The 21,504-nt window shown below is 70.7% G+C and carries 19 protein-coding genes and 1 pseudogene; 11 read left to right on the top strand and 9 right to left on the bottom strand.

The features are described 5' to 3' along the window. Positions 1-82 precede the first annotated feature (82 nt). The 7 genes from P4R38_RS08360 (at position 83) to P4R38_RS08390 (ending at position 10,699) form a co-directional block, all read left to right on the top strand. Complete coding sequence (locus P4R38_RS08360) at positions 83-1,117, top strand: DivIVA domain-containing protein (RefSeq protein ID WP_277191846.1); 1,035 nt, start codon at positions 83-85, stop codon at positions 1,115-1,117. A 186-nt stretch (positions 1,118-1,303) separates the two neighbouring features. Beyond that, a complete protein-coding gene (locus P4R38_RS08365) occupies positions 1,304-2,254 on the top strand; it encodes a TraR/DksA family transcriptional regulator (protein ID WP_275239027.1) in 951 nt (316 codons plus the stop codon). After that, complete coding sequence (gene lspA, locus P4R38_RS08370) at positions 2,227-3,150, top strand: signal peptidase II (protein WP_275239026.1); 924 nt, start codon at positions 2,227-2,229, stop codon at positions 3,148-3,150. The genes P4R38_RS08365 and lspA overlap by 28 nt, the downstream gene beginning before the upstream one ends. Then, entirely contained in the window at positions 3,147-4,079 is a 933-nt protein-coding gene (locus P4R38_RS08375; protein WP_277191847.1) for an RluA family pseudouridine synthase, read from the top strand. Before lspA ends, P4R38_RS08375 begins: the two co-directional genes overlap by 4 nt. Before the next feature lie 91 nt (positions 4,080-4,170). After that, entirely contained in the window at positions 4,171-7,746 is a 3,576-nt protein-coding gene (dnaE, locus tag P4R38_RS08380; protein WP_275239024.1) for a DNA polymerase III subunit alpha, read from the top strand. 120 nt (positions 7,747-7,866) lie between these two features. After that, on the top strand, positions 7,867-8,511 hold the full coding sequence (locus P4R38_RS08385; RefSeq protein WP_275239023.1) for a peptidoglycan-binding domain-containing protein: 645 nt from the start codon (positions 7,867-7,869) through the stop codon (positions 8,509-8,511). Positions 8,512-8,572: 61 nt separating this feature from the next. Further along, positions 8,573-10,699 carry a S9 family peptidase gene (locus tag P4R38_RS08390; protein ID WP_275239022.1) on the top strand — a complete coding sequence of 709 codons (2,127 nt, stop codon included), beginning with the start codon at positions 8,573-8,575 and terminating at the stop codon, positions 10,697-10,699. A 3-nt stretch (positions 10,700-10,702) separates the two neighbouring features. Here P4R38_RS08390 and P4R38_RS08395 read toward each other — a convergent pair whose 3' ends face one another. The 4 genes from P4R38_RS08395 to P4R38_RS08410 all read right to left on the bottom strand — a co-directional run bounded on the left by P4R38_RS08395 (position 10,703) and on the right by P4R38_RS08410 (position 13,020). Continuing rightward, entirely contained in the window at positions 10,703-11,332 is a 630-nt protein-coding gene (locus P4R38_RS08395) for a histidine phosphatase family protein (protein ID WP_275239021.1), read from the bottom strand. Positions 11,333-11,339: 7 nt separating this feature from the next. Further along, on the bottom strand, positions 11,340-12,200 hold the full coding sequence (locus P4R38_RS08400) for a universal stress protein (protein ID WP_275239020.1): 861 nt from the start codon (positions 12,198-12,200) through the stop codon (positions 11,340-11,342). Positions 12,201-12,334: 134 nt separating this feature from the next. Beyond that, positions 12,335-12,748, bottom strand: a complete 414-nt coding sequence (locus tag P4R38_RS08405; protein WP_275239019.1) for an HIT family protein — start codon at positions 12,746-12,748, stop codon at positions 12,335-12,337. Continuing rightward, on the bottom strand, positions 12,748-13,020 hold the full coding sequence (locus P4R38_RS08410; RefSeq protein ID WP_275239018.1) for a DUF4031 domain-containing protein: 273 nt from the start codon (positions 13,018-13,020) through the stop codon (positions 12,748-12,750). Before P4R38_RS08410 ends, P4R38_RS08405 begins: the two co-directional genes overlap by 1 nt. Before the next feature lie 49 nt (positions 13,021-13,069). Between P4R38_RS08410 and P4R38_RS08415 the strand changes: the two genes are divergently transcribed. Beyond that, entirely contained in the window at positions 13,070-13,420 is a 351-nt protein-coding gene (locus P4R38_RS08415) for a YciI family protein (protein WP_275239017.1), read from the top strand. Between the two features lie 51 nt (positions 13,421-13,471). Here P4R38_RS08415 and P4R38_RS08420 read toward each other — a convergent pair whose 3' ends face one another. From P4R38_RS08420 to glnA, 3 genes are all read right to left on the bottom strand, one after another. Then, positions 13,472-14,296, bottom strand: a complete 825-nt coding sequence (locus P4R38_RS08420) for a hypothetical protein (protein ID WP_275239016.1) — start codon at positions 14,294-14,296, stop codon at positions 13,472-13,474. Further along, positions 14,293-14,961: a helix-turn-helix domain-containing protein gene (locus tag P4R38_RS08425; RefSeq protein ID WP_275239015.1), complete on the bottom strand. Its 669-nt coding sequence runs from the start codon at positions 14,959-14,961 to the stop codon at positions 14,293-14,295. The genes P4R38_RS08420 and P4R38_RS08425 overlap by 4 nt, the downstream gene beginning before the upstream one ends. A 187-nt stretch (positions 14,962-15,148) precedes the next feature. Next, a complete protein-coding gene (gene glnA, locus P4R38_RS08430) occupies positions 15,149-16,573 on the bottom strand; it encodes a type I glutamate--ammonia ligase (protein ID WP_275239014.1) in 1,425 nt (474 codons plus the stop codon). A 156-nt stretch (positions 16,574-16,729) separates the two neighbouring features. Here glnA and P4R38_RS08435 point away from each other — a divergent pair, with 156 nt between their 5' ends. Next, positions 16,730-17,188, top strand: coding sequence for an RDD family protein (locus P4R38_RS08435; protein ID WP_275239013.1), 459 nt, complete (start codon positions 16,730-16,732; stop codon positions 17,186-17,188). A 37-nt stretch (positions 17,189-17,225) separates the two neighbouring features. Here P4R38_RS08435 and P4R38_RS08440 read toward each other — a convergent pair whose 3' ends face one another. Beyond that, complete coding sequence (locus P4R38_RS08440) at positions 17,226-18,305, bottom strand: glycosyltransferase (protein ID WP_275239012.1); 1,080 nt, start codon at positions 18,303-18,305, stop codon at positions 17,226-17,228. A 133-nt stretch (positions 18,306-18,438) separates the two neighbouring features. Here P4R38_RS08440 and P4R38_RS08445 point away from each other — a divergent pair, with 133 nt between their 5' ends. Together P4R38_RS08445 and P4R38_RS08450 are read left to right on the top strand one after the other, a co-directional pair. Further along, the gene (locus P4R38_RS08445; protein WP_275239011.1) at positions 18,439-19,491 is read left to right on the top strand and encodes a glycosyltransferase; all 1,053 of its coding nucleotides are present in this window, start codon (positions 18,439-18,441) and stop codon (positions 19,489-19,491) included. After that, positions 19,488-20,333: a glycosyltransferase family 2 protein gene (locus P4R38_RS08450; RefSeq protein WP_275239010.1), complete on the top strand. Its 846-nt coding sequence runs from the start codon at positions 19,488-19,490 to the stop codon at positions 20,331-20,333. Before P4R38_RS08445 ends, P4R38_RS08450 begins: the two co-directional genes overlap by 4 nt. On the opposite strand, the pseudogene P4R38_RS08455 reads toward P4R38_RS08450, so the two are convergent. Further along, positions 20,330-21,487 (bottom strand): annotated as a pseudogene (locus tag P4R38_RS08455) (glycosyltransferase); the annotation flags it as partial. The gene P4R38_RS08450 and the pseudogene P4R38_RS08455 overlap by 4 nt on opposite strands. Positions 21,488-21,504: the final 17 nt, after the last annotated feature.

The following is a 21,504-nucleotide window of genomic DNA, read 5'->3' on the forward strand; positions in this document are numbered from 1 at the left end:
AGATTCGTTAGGTCGGCAGGTCACGCGCTCGCGGACGTTCGCGTAACCGGCGACCACATCGTGGTTACCGAGGTGAGCACACATGGCGTTGACGCCTGAGGACGTAGTCAAGAAGGAGTTCACGAAGCCCAAGGGTTTCGGTCGTAGCGGCTACGACGAGATCCAGGTGGACGACTTCCTCGATGAGATCGTCGTGGAGCTTCGTCGGCTGAACGCCGAGAACGAAGACCTCACCACCAAGCTGGAGGAGTGCCGTCGCTCCAAGGGGCAGACGGGTCGGGAGCAGGCGGGTTCGTCCGCGTCCGGCGCGTCGGCGGTTCCGGGCATGACGCCGGTCTCCGCCGGCTCCCGAGACGCCGACAAGGTCGCTGGTGAGCTGAGCGCAGCTCAGGACCGGCTCGCGGCCGTGAAGGCCGAGGCGGCTCGCGCCGAGGAGGCGGCTCGCGCCGCCAAGGACGCGCAGGCGCAGTTCGAGGCGCAGGCCAAGCAGGCGCAGGACCGGCTGTCCGGCGTGCGCGCCGACATCGACAAGGCGGAGGCCGCCGAGCGCGAGGCTCGGCAGCGCGCGAACGCCGCGAACCAGCAGTCCGCCGCGTTCGCCGCGGCTCCCGCGCAGCAGGCCGCGGCGAGCAACGACTCCGACGCGGCCGGCGTCATCGCGCTTGCTCAGCGGCTGCACGACGAGCACGTGTCCGAGGGGCAGAGCACCCGGACGCGGCTGATCTCCGAGGGCGAGCAGCACCGCGAGAAGGTCGTCGGTGAGGCGACCTCCAAGCGCGAGGAGCTCCTCAAGCAGGGTCAGGCGAAGCACGACGAGCTGATCCGTACGGGCCAGGCGCGTCACGACGAGCTGATCAACGCCGGCCAGTCCAAGCACGACACGCTCGTCAAGGACGCGACGAACCGCTCCAGCACCCTCGTGGGCGAGGCGGAGACCAAGAAGTCGACGATCCTCGGCCAGCTCAACACCGAGCGCGATCGGCTGACGGCCGACATCGAGCAGCTGCGGACGTTCGAGCGGGACTACCGGACCAAGCTCAAGGGCTACATCGAGGGACAGCTCAAGCAGCTGGACCACGCTCCGATGGAGGGCAAGGGCGCAGGCGCCAAGGCCTGAGCCGAACGTTCGTGGTGCCCCCGCCCGCCGGGCGGGGGCACCACGCCGTCCGGGGGGCCAGGAAATTCTCAGCGAGCGCCTGTCACCGTTGTTCCTGTCCGAACCGTCATTTATCCTCTGCCGGTACATCCGCTCACGCCTGAGCACCGGGGGGCAGAGCGGCCGCGACGTCCCCGAGAGGAATCGATGGCTGTGAAGAAGGGCGAAGCGACCGAAGACACCAGTGGCCTCGGCGGCCGAGTCGGCAGAGCACTGAAGAAGGCCGTACGCCGCGGCACCGGGTCCTCGGGCGCGTCATCGAGCCCGACGACCGCAGCAGGGACGAAGAAGTCCGCCACGTCCAGGAGCGCCGCGAAGAGTACGACCAGCAGGACGACCACCGCCAAGAAGCCCGTCGCGACCAAGGCGGCGACCGGTACGAAGGCGGCCACCACGACGAAGGCGACCCCGGTGAAGGCGGCCGGCAGGCCGTCGGCTCCGAAGTCCTCGGCGAAGGCTCCCGCCGCGAAGGCGGCGACCCGCAAGACCTCCGCCAAGGCCGCTCCGAAGGCTGCCGGCAAGAGCGTCGCGAAGACGGCGGCCGAGAAGTCGGCGGCGAAGAAGACCGGCAAGGCGGCCCCGGCCAAGAAGACCAGCAAGGCGTCCACCGCCCAGAAGAAGAGTGAGGTCCGCGTGTCGACCAAGAGCACATCATCCGGCACGACGGCGTCGCGGGTCGCCGCGAAGCCGACCACGGCAGCGCCCTCCCACCTGAAGGTGCGCGAGGACGAGAGCCCCTGGACCGAGGCGGAGCTGGGGGAGGTCCGCACCCAGCTCGACGAGGACATCGCCCGGCTGACGTCCGAGCTCTCCGACATCGAGCTGGAGATCATCGGCCTGATGCAGGACAGCGGGGACGGCGCCGGCGACGACGAGGCCGACGCCGGCAGCAAGACCTTCGAGCGTGAGCACGAGTTCACGGTCGCGCAGAACTCCCGCGACATGCTGCTGCAGTCCCAGCGCGCGCTGCGGGCGATCGACGACGGCACGTACGGTGTGTGTGAGAACTGCGGCAACCCGATCGGCAAGCTGCGGTTGCAGGCCTTCCCGCGGGCCACCCTGTGCGTTCCGTGCAAGCAGCTGCAGGAGCGGCACTGACAGCGCCGGCGGCGGGCGAGGCGCGCTCGGCCGGCCCCGGCAGCACGATCGAGGAAGTGGTGAGCGTGCCCGAGCCGCGCCCGAGTGAGTCCGACCGTCCCGACACCGGGTCGACTGTCGATCCGGCAGGCGAGCGCCGTGGCCTGGCCGTGGGCAAGATCCTGCTCCTGGTGGTCGTGGCCGCGTCCGCGTACGCGCTGGACCAGCTGAGCAAGGCCTGGGCCGTCAGCTCGCTCGACGTGGGCGTGCCCCGCGAGCTGGTCGGTGATCTGCTGCAGCTGCGCCGCACCTCCAACCCAGGTGCGGCCTTCTCGATCGCGACGAACGCCACCTGGATCCTGACGGTCGTGGCCTGCTGCGTCATCGCCTGCACGATCTACGTGGCGCGCCGGCTGCGCAGCCGTGGCTGGGCGTGCGCGCTCGGTCTGCTGATCGGGGGTGCGCTCGGCAACCTCACCGACCGGTTCTTCCGGGCGCCGGGCGGGGGCAAGGGCCACGTGGTGGACTTCCTGGAGCTGCCGAACTGGCCGATCTTCAACGTCGCGGACATGTGCATCGTCTCGGCCGCCGTCCTGATCTGCGTGCTCGCCTTCGTCGGCATCGGCGTCGACGGCAGCCGCGCCGCTGACGAGGAGGACGAGGACGAGGAGCTCACGGCGGACGGCGACGATCGGGACGCCTCCTCACCGCAGGGATCGGCCGCGGAGGTCGGGACTGCCGACGAGCCGCGTGCCGACGCCCGGGCGACAGGTCCGGTGACGGAGTCCTCCGCCGCCGTCGCGGACAGCGAGGGTGACGCCGAGGCGGCGACGCCCGAGGACAAGGGCGTTGCGGAGACCGGAGCGTCGACGGCCGAGCCGCACGGTCGGACGAGCCCGGGGTCGACGCGTCGGTGAGTGAGATCAAGGCCCTGCCCGTCCCTGACGGTCTGCACGGTGAGCGCATCGACGCCGCGGTCGCACGGCTGCTGGGATTCTCCCGTACCCGTGCGGCCGAGCTGGCGGCCGAAGGGGCCATCAGTCTCGACCACCGACCCGCGGGGAAGTCCGACCGGGTGCACGCCGGCCAGTGGCTCGAGGTGCAGATGCCGGAGCGCACGGGTCCACGCCAACCCGAGGTGCGGCCCGCGCTCGTGCCCGGCCTGCGGATCGTGCACGACGACAGCGAGATCGTCGTCGTCGACAAGCCGCTCGGGGTCGCCGCCCATCCGAGCGTCGGCTGGGACGGACCCGACGTGGTGAGCGGCCTCGCAGCGGCCGGCTACCGCATCTCGACCTCCGGGGCCGCCGAGCGGCAGGGCATCGTGCAGCGCCTCGACGTGGGCACGAGCGGCCTGATGGTGGTCGCCAAGAGCGAGCGCGCGTACACCGTGCTCAAGCAGGCGTTCCGGGACCGCACGGTCGAGAAGACCTACCACGCGCTCGTCCAGGGCCTGCCCGACCCGGTGGTCGGGACCATCGAGGCGCCGATCGGCCGCCACCCGGGCCACGACTACAAGTTCGCGGTGATGAAGTCGGGTCGGCCCAGCGTGACGCACTACGAGGTCCTGGAGGCCTTCCGCTCGGCGTCGCTGCTGACGATCCACCTGGAGACCGGGCGGACGCACCAGATCCGGGTGCACTTCTCGGCGCTGCACCACCCGTGCGTCGGCGACCCGCTGTACGGCGGTGACCCGACGCTGGCCAGGAAGCTGGGGCTGGACCGGCAGTGGCTGCACGCCGTCGAGCTGTCCTTCGAGCACCCGGGCAGCGGCGAGTGGGTCACCTACACCAGCGAGTACCCCGCGGATCTGCAGCGCGCGCTGGACCGGATCCGCGAGCTCTGAGGCCGACGGGTGCGCCGTCCCGCCTGTCGCACCCGTCACAGGCCGCGAGTCCTCCCGACGCTGTCGGAGCCCGGTCGTAGACTCGCTCGCGATGAGCGAGCAGCCCCCCTCCCAGCACAGTGACAGCTTCGTGCACCTGCATGTGCACACCGAGTACTCCATGCTGGACGGAGCGGCGAAGAACAAGCCCCTGATCGCCGAGGCCGAGCGCCTCGGGATGCCGGCGATCGCGATGTCGGACCACGGCAACATGTTCGGGGCGTACGAGTTCTTCCACCTGGCCAAGGACACCGCGGTCCGACCGATCATCGGCATCGAGGCGTACGTCGCACCGAGCACCCGTCACTCCCGCAAGCAGGAGTTCTGGGCGCGCGGCGGCAAGCGGGAGATCGACGCCGACGGTGAGGGCGGCAAGGACGTCTCCGGCGGCGGCCGCTACACCCACATGACGATGTGGGCCAAGAACGCCGGCGGTCTGCGCAACCTCTTCCGGCTCTCCTCACGAGCCTCGTTCGAGGGCTACTACATGAAGCCGCGGATGGACCGGGAGATCATCGCCGAGCACGCCGAGGGCATCATCGCCACGACCGGCTGCCCGTCCGGTGAGGTGCAGACCCGGCTGCGGCTCGGCCAGTTCGACGAGGCCCTGGCGGCGGCGGCGGCGTACCAGGACATCTTCGGCAAGGAGAACTACTTCCTGGAGCTGATGGACCACGGGCTGGACATCGAGAGGAACGTCCGCCACGACCTCATCAAGATCGCCCGCGAGCTGCGCATCCCGCTGCTGGCGACCAATGACAGCCACTACGTCACCGAGGCCGACGCCGACACCCACGACAACCTGCTGTGCGTCGGCGTGGGCAAGAACAAGGACGACCCCCACCGCTTCAAGTTCAACGGGTCCGGCTACTACCTGAAGTCCTCGCAGGAGATGCGCGAGCTCTTCCGTGAGCTCCCGCAGGCGTGCGACAACACGCTGCGGGTGGCCGAGATGGTCGAGTCGTACGACGAGGTGTTCGCCCAGGTCGACCGGATGCCGCAGTTCCCGGACGTCCCCGAGGGGCAGTCGCAGGGGGAGTTCCTGCGCGAGCGGATCGCCGAGGGCATCACCGAGCGCTTCGGCGACCACGTGCCCGAGGGGGTCCACGAGCGGATCGAGACCGAGATGGCGGTCATCGAGCCGATGGGCTTCTCGTCCTACTTCCTCGTGGTCTCCGACATCTGCAAGTACGCCCGCGACAACGGCATCCCGGTCGGTCCCGGACGTGGCTCCGCGGCCGGGTCGCTGGTCGCCTACCTCACCCGCATCATCGAGCTGAACCCGCTGGAGCACGGCCTGCTGTTCGAGCGGTTCCTCAACCCCGAGCGCATCAGCCCGCCCGACGTCGACCTCGACTTCGACGACCGCAAGCGGGACCAGATGGTCCGCTACGTCACCGAGAAGTACGGCGCCGAGTACACCGCGCAGGTCAACACCTTCGGCACGATCAAGGCCAAGGCGGCGGTCAAGGACGCGAGCCGCATCCTCGGCAAGCCGTTCTCCGTCGGCGACCGGATCAGCAAGACCATGCCCGGCGACGTCATGGGCAAGGGCGTGCCGCTGAAGGAGCTGTTCAACGCCGAGCACCCGCGGTACGGCGAGGGCGCGGACATCCGGGCGCTCTACGACGCCGACCCCGAGGTCAAGCAGGTCATCGACACCGGCCTCGGGCTGGAGGGTCTGATCCGCGGCACCGGCGTGCACGCCGCGGCGGTCATCCTGTCGTCGACCCCGCTGCTGGACCTCATCCCGATGCACCGCCGGGACAAGGACGGCACGATCATCACCGGCTTCTCCTACCCGCAGTGCGAGGAGATGGGCCTGGTCAAGATGGACTTCCTGGGTCTGCGCAACCTGGGCATCATCGACCACGCCATCAAGCTGATCGAGAGCAACCGGGGTGAGCACGTCTCCACCGAGACGATCCCGCTGGACGACCCGGCGACGTACGAGCTGCTCGGGCGCGGCGACACGCTCGGGGTCTTCCAGCTCGACGGCGGCGCGATGCGCAACCTGCTGCGACTGATGAAGCCCACCGGCTTCGAGGACATCACCGCTGTGCTCGCGCTCTACCGGCCCGGCCCGATGGGCGCCAACGCGCACATCAACTACGCCGAGCGCAAGAACGGCCGGCAGGCGATCACGCCGATCCATCCCGAGCTCAAGGACGCCCTGGACCCGATCCTGGGCGAGACCTACCACCTGCTGGTCTACCAGGAGCAGATCATGGCGATCGCCCGCGAGCTCGCGGGCTACACCCTCGGAGGCGCAGACCTGCTGCGCCGGGCGATGGGCAAGAAGAAGGCGGAGATCCTGGAGAAGGAGTTCGCCAACTTCGAGGCCGGGATGACCAAGAACGGGTACTCCGCCGGTGCGATCAAGGCGCTGTGGGACGTCATGCTCCCGTTCGCCGGCTACGCGTTCAACAAGTCGCACGCGGCGGGGTACGGCCTCGTGTCGGCCTGGACGGCGTACCTCAAGGCCAACTACCCGGCCGAGTACACCGCGGCCCTGCTCACCTCGGTGCAGGACACCAAGGACAAGATGGGCATCTACCTCGCCGACGCCCGCAAGCTCGGCATCAAGGTGCTCCCGCCGGACGTCAACGAGTCGCTCGCCGACTTCGCCGCCGTGGGCACCGACATCCGGTTCGGTATGGCCGCCGTCCGCAACGTCGGTGGCAACGTCGTGGAGGGCGTCATCGCCGCGCGCGAGGAGAAGGGACGGTTCAGCTCCTTCGAGGACTTCCTGCGCAAGGTGCCCGCGGTCGTCTGCAACAAGCGGACCATCGAGTCGCTGGTCAAGGCGGGGGCGTTCGATGACCTCCAGCACCCGCGGCAGGGGTTGGTGCACATCCACGAGCCTTACGTCGACTCGATGGTCGAGGAGAAGAAGTTCGAGGCGGTCGGCCAGGACAGCCTGTTCGGTGGCTTCGGCGGCGACGAGCCCGGCATCCAGCTCGCAGCGCTGCCCCCGATCCCGGCGATCGAGTGGGACAAGCAGACCAAGCTGGCCTTCGAGCGAGAGATGCTCGGCCTGTACGTCTCCGACCACCCGCTGTTCGGCATCGAGCACGTGCTCGCCCAGCACGCCGACACCTCGATCGCTCGCCTGTCGGGGGACGAGGGTCCGCCGGACGGGACGACCGTGACGATCGCCGGCCTCATCACCGGGCTGCAGATCAAGCGGACCAAGAAGGGCGACCTGTGGGCGATCGCGAACGTCGAGGACCTCGACGGCTCGGTGGAGTGCCTGTTCTTCCCTTCGACGTACATGACGGTCTCGACCATGCTCAGCCAGGACGTCATCTGCGTGGTGAAGGGCCGGGTGAACCGGCGCGACGAGCAGGTCGCGATCAACGCGATGGAGCTCACGCTGCCGGAGCTGAAGGAGGGCCCGCGCGGCCCCGTGCTGCTGACGATGCCGCTAGCACGCGCCACGAACGGCGTCGCCGAGCGGCTGAAGGTGGTCCTCGGTGAGCATCCCGGTGTGACGGAGGTGCACCTCAAGCTCACCCAGCCCGGCCGGTCGGTCACGGTCAAGCTGGACGACGCGCACCGGGTGACGGCTACGCCGGCGCTGTTCGGCGACCTGAAGGCGCTGCTCGGGCCTGCCTGCCTCAGCTGAGCCGGAGCACCGCCGGCCGGAACCCCGACCGGCGGTGCTCCGTCGGACCCCAGACCGTGCGACGGGGACGACAGCTGCGGCCCGGCGGCACCCGGCTCGGTCGTTGCACGAGGGGCAGCCATGAGTGTCGTTGTCGCGGGAGCCAGCGCCGTCGGTCGGCAGACCGCTGAGGAAGCAGTCACACCGGCAGGAGCGACCGCCTTCCGCTGGGACGAGGAGATCGACGGCGAGGACGCGGGCGGGGCGTCGCGGCTGGCGCTCTCGCCGGTCCAGGACCGTGTCCGCGTCGACCTGCGCCGGCTGCAGGCACCGGTGCACATCGTTCCCCGGGTCAGTGTGCCGATGGTTGGACCCGGCAGCACCGATCTGTCGGAGATGCGGCCCGTGGTCTCGACGGCGCAGCTGATGCTGCGCGACGTGGACCCGACCCTGCTGGCGGACGGCTGCGCGGGTCCGCGGACCCGCGCGGCGATCCTGAGCTTCCAGCGCCTGCACGACCGCGCTCCGACGGGCGCGCTCGGCCCGGACGACTGGCGCCTGCTGTGCACGCGCAACACCCTGGCCATCGGGTGCACCGGACACGGCGTCCAGGCCTGCCAGTGGCTCCTGAACCACCTCCCGGACGTCGAGCCGCTGGAGATGGACGGCGTCTTCGGGACGGGCACGTACATGGTGGTGCGCGAGACGCAGCGGCGACTGCGCATGGTCGAGGACGGCGTCCTCGACGTCGGCATGTGGTTCCGCCTGCTGTCCCCGCACGGCTAGGCCCCCGGTCGGCAGCGGCCCGCTGTCGCCTGACGCGCCGGCACCGCATAGCGTCAGCCGGGTGAGCAGCACTTCCGACCTTCCGTCGTCGCCTCCCGTCGCCCGCCGCGTCGACCACGTCCGCGAGCACCACGGCGACCGGTTCGTAGATCCGTGGGAGTGGCTGCGGGACGGGGAGGACCCGGAGGTGATCGCTCACCTCGAGGCGGAGAACGCCTACACCCGGGCCCGGACGTCCCACCTGGCCGACCTCAGCGAGCAGATCTTCCAGGAGATGCGCTCACGGATCCGCGAGACCGACCTGTCGGTGCCGGTGCGGCTGGGCGACTGGTGGTACTACAGCCGCACCCAGGAGGGTGCCCAGTACGAGACCCACTGCCGGTCGCCGTACGACGCGGACGGCCCTCGTCCGACGCCGGAGCCGGGCCGTCCGGCGCAGGGCGAGCAGGTGCTGCTCGACTCAAACGTCGAGGCCGAGGGGCGCGAGTTCTACGAGCTCGGCGACCTGGAGGTCAGCGTGGACGGCACGCAGCTCGCGCTGCTGTACGACGTCCGCGGCGACGAGCGCTACGACCTGGAGATCCGGGACATCGAGCGCGGCAGCGTCGTCGACGACGGGGTGCGCGGTGCCGGCAACGGCCTGGTCTGGTCCCTCTCGGGTGAGTACGTCTTCTACACCCGGCGCGACGAGGCGTGGCGCGCGTTCCAGGTCTGGCGGCACCGGGTCGGCGGCGACGTCGCCGAGGACGAGCTGATCCTGCAGGAGGACGACGAGCTGTACTCGCTCGGGATCGAGGCCTCACGCGACGAGCGCTGGCTCGTCGTGCACGTCGAGTCACGCACGACGACCGAGGCACACCTGCTGGACCTGCAGGAACCGACCGGCCCGCTGCAGGTCGTGCAGCCGCGTACGACGGGTCTGGACTACGGGGTCGAGGTCGACGGCGACCGGGTCCTGGTGGTGCACAACGCCTCTCGCGTCGACTTCGACCTCGCCTGGGCACCCATCACCGACCCGGGCCGGGACTCGTGGTCCCCGCTGCTGTCGGGGACCGACGGCGAGCGGATCCTCGCCGCGCACGCCTTCGCGTCGTTCGTCGCCGTGTCGATGCGCAGGGAGGGTCTGCCGGTCGTCCGGGTCATTCCGAAGACCGCGCAGGGCTACGGCGAGCCGGTCGACGTGCCGACCCCCACCGCGCTGGCGAGGGTCTCGGTCGGGTCCAACCCGGCGTACGAGACCGCGGCTGTGCAGGTCGTGGTCGAGTCCTTCCTCTTCCCCCGCACCGTGCTCGACCTCGACCCGGCGACGGGGGAGACGCAGGTGCTCAAGCAGCGTGAGGTGCCGGGCTACGACGCCGACCGCTACGTCGAGGAGCGGCTCTGGGCGGAGGCGCCCGACGGCACGCAGGTGCCGGTCTCACTCGTCCGCCGCCGCGAGCTCGATCCCGACGGGACGAACGCCGGCTTCGTCTACGGGTACGGCTCCTACGAGGTGTCGATCGACCCGTACTTCTCGGCGGTGCGGCTGTCGATGCTGGACCGAGGCGTCGTGTACGCGGTCGCCCATGTGCGCGGCGGTGGCGAGATGGGCCGCCGCTGGTGGGACGAGGGCAAGCTGACCGACAAGAAGAACACGTTCACCGACTTCGTCGCCGCCTCGCGGGCCCTGGTCGAGCAGGGTTGGGTGGCGCCGGACCGGCTGGTCGCCGAGGGCGGTTCGGCCGGCGGGCTGCTCATCGGCGCGGTGGTCAACATGGCGCCCGAGCTGTACCGGGCGGTCCACGCCGCCGTGCCGTTCGTCGACGCGCTGACCACGATCCTCGACCCGTCGCTGCCGCTGACCGTGGGGGAGTGGGAGGAGTGGGGCAATCCGCTGGCGGACCCCGAGGTGTACGCGTACATGAAGTCCTACAGCCCGTACGAGAACATCGAGGCGACCCGCTACCCGGCGATCCTGGCGACGACCAGCCTCAACGACACCCGGGTGTTCTTCGTCGAGCCGGCCAAGTGGGTGCAGGCGCTGCGGGAGCGGATCACCAGCGACCAGGACGAGCGACCGGTCCTGCTCAAGACCGAGATGGTCGCCGGTCACGGTGGCCAGAGCGGTCGGTACGACGCCTGGCGTGACGCAGCGTTCGAGACAGCCTTCCTGCTCGACGCCGTCGGAGCCGTCGACCTGCGCGAGTGAGCCTCAGGTCCACGCGGGCACGTGACCGGTGACCAGATCGTCGGGCAGGTGCCCGAGGTCGCCGATCGTGACGACCTGGGTCTCGCCCGTCGCCCCGACCGCGACGTGGGTGACCGCGGTGCCCGGCAGGCCGTGCTCGACGGCTCCGGGGTAGCGGTGCTCCAGCTGGCGGTCGCCGACCAGGTCGCGCAGCAGGTCCACGGTCGCACCGCCGTGGCAGACCAGTACCGCCGGCCCGTGCCGGGCCTTGCGCGCGGCGCCCCGCAGCGCGCGGGCCATCCGAGCCGCGGTGGCGTGCGAGGAGTCGCCGATCCGTGGCCGGAAGGCCCGCTCCCGGCAGGTACGGCGCCAGTCGCGCAGGAAGTCCTCTTCGGGCATGGCCTCCGGACCCGGCCAGCTGCTGCGCTCGCAGAGCTCGTCGACGACGGTCGGCGTGAGACCGACGGCTGCTCCGATGGCCTCGGCGGTCTGCAGCGCGCGGGCCAGCGGTGAGGAGAGCAGCAGGGAGGGCCGTGCGTCGACCAGGCGCTCGGCGACGGCCGCCGCCTGGCGGCGACCGCGTTCGGACAGTCCCGGATCGCCCGGCGCGGCAGTCTTCTCCGCGTGCTGGACGATCAGGATGTCCGCGCTCATGGCCGGCTCAGCGGGCCACCGCGACGGCGCACCCGGCGTGCGCGAGGACGCTGTGCGCGACGTGCCCGAGGGTCAGGCCGGGGAAGCCCCCGCTCCCGCGTGGTCCGACGACCAGCACGTCACTGCTGTGGGACTCGTGCACGAGAGTCCGGGCCGGGTTGCCCTGACTGATCTCCGTGCGGACCTTCACCTGCGGATGGGCCTTCTGGTGGGACTCGATCCGCGACCCGATCACCTCGGCGCACCGACGGGCGTAGTCGCTCCAGCTGGCGTCGCCGGCCAGGCCGGGGTCACGGGCGTCGCGCGGCTGCCAGGCGTGCACGCACAGCAGCTCCGCCTCCAGCAGCTCCGCCTCCCGGAACGCCCAGGCAAGGGAGGCGTCGTCCTCACGGTCGACCCCGACGGTGACCCGCCCGAACGTGCCGGGCGCGTGCTCGGTGCGGACGACGACGACCGGGCAGTGGCCGTGCGAGGCGACGTGCAGCGCCGTCGCGCCGAGGCTGCCGAAGTGCGCCATGGAGTCGGTGTGCGAGCCCAGCACGACCATCTCCGCGCGCTCGGAGGCGCGGATCAGCGGCGCTGCCGGGAAGGACTCCGGGTGGGCGGTGCTCACCTGGATCGTCTTGTCGCGCAGCGCCACCCGGCTCCTCGCCCGGGACAGCAGCTGGTCACCCGCCGCACGAACGGTGTCGTACGTCGACCCCTCGCCCCAGGCGACCTCGGCGAGCTCGGGGCTGTACGCCGTGATCAGGTGTAGAGGGAGCCGCGTCCGGCGCGCGTGGTCCGCGGCCCAGTCGAGGGCGGCGAGGCCCGCGCTGGAGCTGTCGATGCCGACCACGATGCTGCCGGGCTGGACGGTGCCTTCCATGATGACCTTCTCTCGGGTCGCATGGCGGCGGGGACGTCGAACGTCGACCGTCGTCACAGGCCTGGTGACCTGGTCCTTCGATGGTAGGGGCGCAGTCTGGAAAGTCACTGACCTCCGGCGCCGGTGTCGCGGAGTCAGTCCGCGAGAGCCGCGCGGAGGGTGTCGCCGTACGAGGCCTGCTCACCGTCGGCGTACCGGTGTCGCGGCCAGAAGAAGCCGCGCAGCCCGTCGCCCTTGGTGCGCGGGACGACGTGGCAGTGCAGGTGCGCGACGCTCTGGGAGACGACGTTGTTGATCGCGACGAAGCTGCCCTGCGCATCCAGGGCGCCGGGCAGCCGGGCGGCCACGTGCTGCACCTCGGTGAAGTACGGCGGCAGCTGGTCAGCGGGCAGCTCGGGCAGCGTGACGACGTGCTCGCGGGGCACGACGAGGACGTGGCCCTTCTGCACCGGGCGGGCGTCGAGGAAGGCGACGGTCGCGTCGGTCTCCCGGACGACCTCTGCCTCCACCTCACCCGACACGATCCGGCAGAACACGCAGTCGCTCATCAGCCGCGACCTCTGCCGGCGGCCGGACGGCGCAGGCCGCTCCCGAGCAGGCGGCGGATCAGCTCACGCCCTTCGACCGGCACCGCGCCCGCGGCGACCGCGTCGTCGTACAACCGTTGTGGGACGTCGTAGTGGTCCTCGTCGAACAGCCGGTCCGGCAGGCCGATCCGGCCGGCCATCTGGTGCAGCTCGTCCAGCGACTCGTCGCTCACGAGGTGTGACCACACCGTGCCGTACCCGGGCCAGATCGGCGGATCGATGAGCACGGTCATGCGCCCACTCTGCCAGGTGGGTCGACCCGGCGAGCCTACGATCGGCGCCATGGACTTCGACCGGTACACGGTGGTTCTGCTGGTGACCCCCGACGATCCGCCACGGCTCTCCGAGTTCGAGGCGGACCGGCTGCAGGACGCGCACCTGAGCCACCTCGCCGACCTCCACGACCGCGGCGTGCTGCTGGCGGCCGGTCCGCTGGACGACCAGAGCGGCTCGCGCCACTTCCGCGGGTTGTCGATCCTGCGGTGCGAGCGCGAGGAGGCGCTGCGGCTCAAGGGCGAGGACCCCGCCGTTCGCGCAGGAGTGTTCGAGCTCGTCGCGATGCCGTGGATGCTCCCCGCCGGAGCCGTGCACTTCACGCCGACGACCTTCCCGCGGTCGACGCGCGACGTCTGAGGTCCTCGGTGAACACAACGCCACGCTGACCTGCGCGAACGTCTGTGCGGCTCACGCCGAGTCAGCGGCCGTTCCTTCCTCGGCCGGCAGCTCGGTGTCGCCGGCGAGGATGTTCAGCGTCAGCTGTGCCTGGGTCCGGTGCTCCTCGGGCAGGACTCGCCACGCTGGGTGGGCGGCGACGAGGTGGGCGACGAGAGTGGCAATCCGGCGGCGGTCGGAGCCCGTGAATCCTGCTCGCTCGGCGAACGGGTCCTCGATGCAGGCAAGGAGGGCTGCGGCGTCGAAGATGTGGCGATCGCGATCACGCGAGTCCGCGGTGTAGGCCGCGGCCTTGATGATCATGGCGCCGAACGGACGAGGCACCGAGATCGTCGCCGTGGTGCCAGGCGTGATGTCCATGTGAGCGTTGATGGTTCGGCGCAGCGCCTGGGTACCGCCTTCGATGCGGATCATCTCACGGCCACGGAGCTTCTCGACCACCCGACGCGCGGGATGGTCGGCGATGAGGACGTCCACCTGATCGTCCGCCCTGCCGGCGATGAGGTCGACGGTGGTGGCGCCGCGCACGAAACGATGCGCGGTGTTGTTGCGTGGGTCGATGCTCGGCTGCAGTCGGTAGCCGAGCGTCTCCAGCGCAGCGGCGACCTGATTCGGCACTCCGCGCAGCGTCTCGATGTGCAGGACGATGTCGACGTCGTTGGTCGGGCGCACGACGCCCAGCCCGTGATGCATGGTGTGGAGCTGGGTCATCAGGCCGCCGACGAGGGTCCAGCTTCCGGTCGGCAGCGCATCGTCCAGCTCTGCGACGCTCGGCCAGGGCGCCGGCCAGCCACCGGGAGCCGGATCGACCTGGATCTCGGGGCGATCCGCCCTCATCGGTACGCGTCCAGCACATCTGCCAGCACTCGCCGGCCGGCACCGCGCATACGCGGGTCTGTGCTTGTCGCCGCATCCAGCGCTGCGACGACCGGTGAGCCGACCAGCTCGCGGACTCGGTCGACGTCGAACTCGGTCACGCGCAGTGTGACCGCGCCGTTCATGCTTGCGCGCAGCCCGAGGGTGCGGACCACGGCATCCACCTCGCCGGCGTCGATGTAGCCGTCGATGCCGTCGCCGATGGTGTGGGCGATGCCGAGGGATCGCGTGCTCGAGGTCGCGACAATGCTCCGCAGCCGGGGGATCGCAGCGCGGTGGGCGTCGAAGGTGTGAAGCCGAGCACGGTCGCGCATCCGGGTGAGCAGGTCCTGGACCTCGGTGAGCTCGCGCAGGGTCCGCCGCAGGCGGGAGGACTGGGTGGCTCCCAGCCAGTCCGCGTCCTGCCCGGCGAGCATCGCGACCGCGGCCCAGGCGGTGTGCTCCGCCCAGGTTCGCGTGCGTCCCTGACGCTGCGACTGAAGGTAGCGGTCGACGGTGGAGCGGTCGATCAGCCCACGAGCGACGCGGCCGAGCGCGCCGGAGTCGGCCAGGCGTCGGGCATGACGCGTCGACACTCCGAGGGTCTTCGCCGCTTCCTCGATGGTGAGGAATTCTCCGCCGTGCACAACAGATAATGTCCTTCATCGGACTTAATCTGTAAAGAGCGAATCACAGTGGCCCCGAGGATTCCTCCGCGGGGCCACTGTGCATTGCGCCGATCAGATGTCGTTCCCGATGACGCCATCTTCCGGGGCTCGGCTGCGGCCGGCGGCTGCTCCTTCGTCGCGACGCCGCCGACCTCCGCCTCACTCCTCAGATGTCGTAGTACATCTCGAACTCGTGCGGGTGCGGCCGGAAGCGGATCGGGTCGACCTCGTTGGTCCGCTTGTAGTCGATCCACGTCGAGATGAGGTCCTCGGTGAACACGTCGCCCTCGGTGAGGTAGTCGTGGTCGGCCTCGAGCGCGTCCAGCACGGCCGGCAGCGATGCCGGGACCTGGGCGATGTTCTCGTGCTCCTCGGGCGGCAGCTCGTACAGGTCCTTGTCCACCGGCTCCGGCGGCTCGATGCGGTTCTTGATGCCGTCCAGGCCCGCCATCAGCTGGGCCGAGAAGCACAGGAACGGGTTGCTCGACGGGTCCGGCACGCGGAACTCCACCCGCTTGGCCTTCGGCGAGGAGCCCGTGATCGGGATGCGCACGCACGCTGAACGGTTGCGGGCGGAGTACACCAGGTTGACCGGGGCCTCGTAGCCCGGCACCAGACGGTGGTAGGAGTTCATCGTCGGGTTGGTGAACGCCAGCAGCGACGGGGCGTGCTTGAGCAGACCGCCGATGTACCAGCGGGCGATGTCGGACAGGCCGCCGTAGCCCTTCTCGTCGTAGAAGAGCGGCTCCCCGTCCTTCCACAGCGACTGGTGGGTGTGCATGCCCGAGCCGTTGTCGCCGAAGAGCGGCTTCGGCATGAACGTCGCCGACTTGCCGGCTGCGAACGCGGCGTTCTTGACGACGTACTTGAACTTCATGATGTCGTCGCCGGAGAGCTGGAGGGTGTTGAACTTGTAGTTGATCTCCTGCTGGCCCGCGGTGCCCACCTCGTGGTGCGCGCGCTCGACCTCGAGGCCGACCTGCGCCAGCTTGAGCACGATGTCGTCACGCAGGTCGGCGAAGTGGTCCACCGGCGGGACGGGGAAGTAGCCGCCCTTGTAGCGGGTCTTGTAGCCCTGGTTGCCTCCCTCCTCCTCGCGCCCGGAGTTCCACGCGGCCTCGACCGAGTCGATGAAGTAGTAGCCGGCGTTCTGCTTGGTCTCGAAGCGGACGTCGTCGAAGATGTAGAACTCGGCCTCGGCACCGAAGAACGCGGTGTCGGCGATGCCGGTCGACTTCAGGTACGCCTCGGCCTTCGCGGCGATGTTGCGCGGGTCGCGGCTGTACGGCTCGCCGGTGAACGGGTCCACGATGGAGAAGTTCATGACGAGCGTCTTGTTCTTGCGGAACGGGTCGACGTACGCGGTCGACGGGTCCGGGATGAGCTTCATGTCCGACTCGTGGATCGCCTGGAAGCCGCGGATCGAGGAGCCGTCGAACATCTGGCCGTTCTCGAAGGCGTCCGCGTCGAACGTCTCCGCCGGCACGTTGAAGTGCTGCATCACGCCCGGCAGGTCACAGAACCGGATGTCGATGAACTGCACGCCTTCGTCCTTGATGAACTTCAGGACCTCATCAGCGCTGGTGAACATGAAACCTCCTGGTTGGGTGCGCGCGCCATCGATGCCGACACGCATCACGTCGCCCCTGACCTTATCCACCGGCAGTTTCCCGGCCATGACTCGTGTGTTTCGCTCGTGTTACGCACCGCGAGACGCGGCTTGACGGGCCACCCGTACCCTTTCACCGTGGTCGATCGCAGGGACATGGGCTCGTGGTTGCAGGGCGACGACGCCCACGAGACGACGTACGCGGGGGAGCGGCTCGGCCTCCCCGCGCAGGGGCCAGGGTCCCTCGCCGGCCTCGGGCCCCGGGTGGTCGCGCTGCTGATCGACTGGGCGGTCTGCTCGCTCATCGCCGCCGCGTTCCTCGGCTACCGGCTCGGCGGGCAGGGTGCCACCGGGTTCGCCCCGCTGCTGGTGTTCGCGGTCGAGAACGTGCTGCTGGTCGGGACCGTCGGCTTCACCCTCGGCCACCGTGTGCTCGGGATGCGGGTCACGCGTCCGGACGGGGGAGTGGCCGGCCCGGTCGCCGGGGCGATCCGCACGCTGCTGCTGTGCCTGGTGATCCCCGCGGTCATCTGGGACCGGGACCAGCGTGGTCTGCACGACCGCGCCGCCGGGACGGTCCTCGTCCGCACCCGCTGACTGCGCCGACCGCGCGGGCCGATGACCCGCCCGGTCATCAGCCAGGGCGTCGGTGGCGCCGGATCCCGGCCAGGTCGCCGTCCAGGACGCTCGCGGCGCGAGCCGCGCCATGGGCCGGCCACCCGTCCCACATACCGGGGCCTGCCTCCATCGCCCGACGCACGATGCCGGGCCAGTCGTGCTGCGCCGGCCACGCCTCCAGCGCCGTCGGTACGCCGGCCGCGGTGAGTGCGGCCACCGTCGCGTGCTGCTCGTCGAAGGGCCGCTGCTGGGCGACGAGAACCGCCGGAGTCCTGGTCGCCGCCAGCTCGGACACGATGCCCTGCCCGGCGTGCGTGACGACCACCTCGGCCCGGCTCCACTCGCGATGCAGGTCGTCCGAGCGCGGGTGACCACCCCCGAACGTGCGCCACCGCAGGTGCGGCGTGGCGTCGACGAGCTGCTGCACCTGCTCCCGGTCGACGTCGAGACCGCCGTCGCCCCAGACCATCACAGCGTCGCCGCGGTGCGGTCGGCGTACGTCGACCGGAGTGGTCGCTCGCCCTGACACCGCCCCGAGCGCAAGCCACCGGTCGGCAGCCACGTGGTCGGGGTGAGCCCCGGCGGGCCAGGGAGCCAGCACGTGGTCGGCGACGGAGTAGGCGAGCCGGTGAGGGAGGTCGCGACGATCTCCGGGCATCGCCATGACGACGACCGGGAAGCCGCACAGCCGCACCAGCAGGGCAACCTCCACGGAGACGTCCACCAGGACGAACGCCGGGCGCAGCTCGTGCAGCAGACTGGTCAGCATCAGGGCGCGGTCCTGGCTGCCGCGGTGCCGGCGCGGCGCCCAGTGCAGCACGCCACCGGCAGCCACGTCAGCACCCGGTCCTGGGGTGGGGTCGTCGTCGGCCGGGAGCGTGACCCAGCGTCCCGGCCAGCCCTGGGGTGCCGTCCCGGTGCCGCAGCCGACCACGGGACGCTGCATGAGCCGGGCGATGGCAGTGCCGCGTCGACGGTGACCGGACCCGTGATGGTGCAGGTAGAACAGGGCCGCCTGCGAGCGCTCAGGGGTGCTCGGCGGCGCGGTCGGTTTGCGGTCCCGGGGGTGGGGGTAATCACGAATCTGATCAGGCACAGGCGGTCCTGTCTGCTGGAAGCAGTGCTGGAGCCGAGTACCCCAAATCGCGAACCTTATTCCTCTCACACGGGCACAGGGTGCGCTCTACGTCCCGGCGCTGCCGTGACCTGTCCGACAAGAGAGGACGCGGATGCGAGTAGCCCTGGTGGGACACCGCGGGCATGCCCTGTGCGAACCCTTCGCAGGCGGTCTGGAGTCCATGACGTTCCACCTCGTCCAGGGCTTGCGCGCGCGGGGCATCGAGGTCACCGTGCTGGCCGGCTCGGGCATCGACCCCACGCTCGGCGCGGCGGAGGTCCCGTTGCAGGACCTCGCGATCAGTGCCGCGGCCCAGGCCGACTCGTCGATGCCGTCCGAGGTCTTCCTGGCCGACCACTACTTCTACCTGCAGTCCATGCTCTGGCTGGCCCGGGAGACCGGGGTCTCGGTCGTGCACAACAACAGCCTTCACTACCTACCGATCGCGCTGTCCGAGAGCCTGCGGTGCGCCACGCTCACCACGCTGCACACGCCGCCGACGCCGTGGATCGAGACGGCGATCGGTCTGGCCACCGATCCGCGTCAGGCGTTCGCCGCGGTCAGCCGGCACACCTCGCAGGCGTGGGAGCACGCCTGCAGCAGCAGTGTCGTCTACAACGGCGTCGACACGCAGCAGTGGCGGATGGGGCCGGGCGGACCCGATCTGGTGTGGTCCGGGCGGGTCGTCCCCGAGAAGGCACCCCACCTCGCGATCGACATCGCCGCCGCGGCCGGCCGACGCATCCGGCTGGCCGGCCCGCTGTCCGACCTCGCCTACTACGAGCGCGAGATCGTGCCCCGGCTGGGCGACTCCGCGGTCTACGTCGGCCATCTCAGCCAGGCGCGGCTGACCGACCTCGTGGGGGCCAGCGCGGTGGCGCTGGTGACGCCGCAGTGGGACGAACCGTACGGCCTCGTCGCGGCCGAGGCGCTCAGCTGCGGCACGCCCGTGCTCGCCTTCGACCGCGGAGGGCTGACCGAGGTGATCGACCCCACCTGCGGCGTGCTCGCTCCTGCGCAGGACATCGCGGCCGCCGTCGACGCACTTCCGTTCGCGGAGGCGCTCGACCGGCGCGCCGCCCGGCATCGCGCCGAGCGGCACTGCTCCCTGGAGGTCATGGTGAGCAGCTACGTCGACCTCTACGAAGAGCTGGCTGTCGCGTGAGCCGCGCGGCGCTCGTCACGATCGCGCACGGGCGACACGACCACCTGACCCAGCTGATGCGCGGTAGCCGGCGGTCGACGCGGCCGCCCGACGTGCTCGTGGTCGTCGCGATGGGCGACCCGCAGGTGCGCGATGTCGTACGCCGAGAAGCCGGCGCGCTGCGGACGCACGTCGTGGACCTACCGGCCGACCTGCCCGACCTGCCGTTGGCCGCCGCCCGCAACGCAGGCGTCGCGGCCGCTCGTGAGCTGGGGGCGACGATCCTGGTCCTGCTCGACGTCGACTGCATCCCCGGTCCGAGCCTGCTGCAGCGTTACACCGACGTCGTCGCGCAGGCCGGCGGGCCGGTCGTGCTCGCCGGCGAGGTCGACTATCTCCCGCCGCGCGGTGACGGGGAGTACGACCACGCCCGGCTCGCGCAGCTGGGCCGCCCGCATCCGAGCCGCCCCGCGCTGCGATCCGATGAGCTGCGGACCGAGCCGGACCTGCGGATGTTCTGGAGCCTGTCGTTCGCGCTCAGCGCGCAGACCTGGGACAGCGTCGGGGGGTTCGACGAACGGTACGAGGGCTACGGCGGCGAGGACACCGACTTCGGGCAACGACTCGGCCGGGCGTCGGTGCCGCTGGTACGCCTCGGCGGCGCCCGGGCGTATCACCAGCACCATCCAGTGTCCAAGCCCCCGGTCGAGCACGCAGCGGCGATCGTGCGCAACGCCAACCTGTTCCACCAGATCTGGGGCTGGTTCCCGATGACGGGCTGGCTGGACGACCTCGCCGGCCTCGGCCTGGTGCGTCAGGTCGGCGACGGACACGCGGCCCGGTGGGAGTGCGTCGACGGCTAGCGAGACCGTTCCTGCTCGACCAGCACGCCGGGGCTGATCGTGCGCCACGAGTCTCGCGGGAGGCTACGCCACGGGACGGGCTCGCGCGAGCGGACTGCCGCGTTCGCCGCGCGCCCGGTCACCCACGCCACGGGGGCGGCGCCGTCAGCCGCCGGAACGCCGAGCGCAGGATCGGCCCGGCCAGCGAGCCCGTGGCCGGTGGCCGAACGCACCGAGCCCGTGGCCCGGAACCAGACCAGCGACCGAGCCCGGACGTCGTCGGTGATCGAGCCGCGTCGTACGCGTGGGTCGTCGACGAACGCCCCCGGCACGTCGGCGTCGCCGACGAACACCGCCACGTCACCGGCCGTCAGCCAGTCTTCGACCGACAGCAGCGCCTGTCCGGCGGTGCAGCCGGCGAGGTCGAGCTGCACCGCCGTACGGGGGATGCGGTGCACGACCGGACTGCCGGACCCCCGAATCACCGGGTGGGGGATGCGAGAGGCGAGCGCCGCCGTCTCGGCGTTCTTGACGTGCGCCCAATCCTCCCGACGTCCGGGCAGGTCGGGGCCGTGGTGCCACACCTGCGCCTCCGGGCGGTGCAGGAGGTCCAGGCCCGCGGTCCACCACCGGTGACCGAGGTCCCAGTCCTCGCCGCCGTAGCCGACCAGGTCGGCGTCGAACCCGCCGAGCTCCCAGAAGAGGTCGGTGGGTGCGGACAGGGCCGCGGAGATGACGAACCGGAACGACGCGTCGTCCGCCCGGCGCAGATCGTCCGTCTCGTCGTAGCCGTGCCGCAGCCAGGCCGGGCCGGCCAGGAACACAGGTGAGCCCTCGAACGCCGACAGCAGCTCGGCGCGGGACCAGCCGTCCATGTCCAGATGCTGGCGGTGCCCGACCACCAGAGCCGACCCCTCGTCCATGGCGCGAAGGAAACCTGGCGTCGGGACGCAGTCGGCGTCCACGAAGACCAGCCGACGACCGCGGGCGCAGCGGGCTCCGAGGTTGCGCGCGGCCGCGGCGCGGAAGCCCAGGTCGTCCTGCCGCACGACCCGGACGTCCAGGTCCGTCGCCAGGACGGGTGGCGTGTCCGAGCCGTCGTCGGCCACCACGACCTCGAACGACGGCGCGCCGGTCTGCTGCTCCAGGCCGAGGAGGCACCGGGCGAGCTCCTCCGGCTGCTGGTATTAGG

The organism is Luteipulveratus flavus, from assembly GCF_029439465.1.
Classification (GTDB): domain Bacteria; phylum Actinomycetota; class Actinomycetes; order Actinomycetales; family Dermatophilaceae; genus Luteipulveratus; species Luteipulveratus flavus.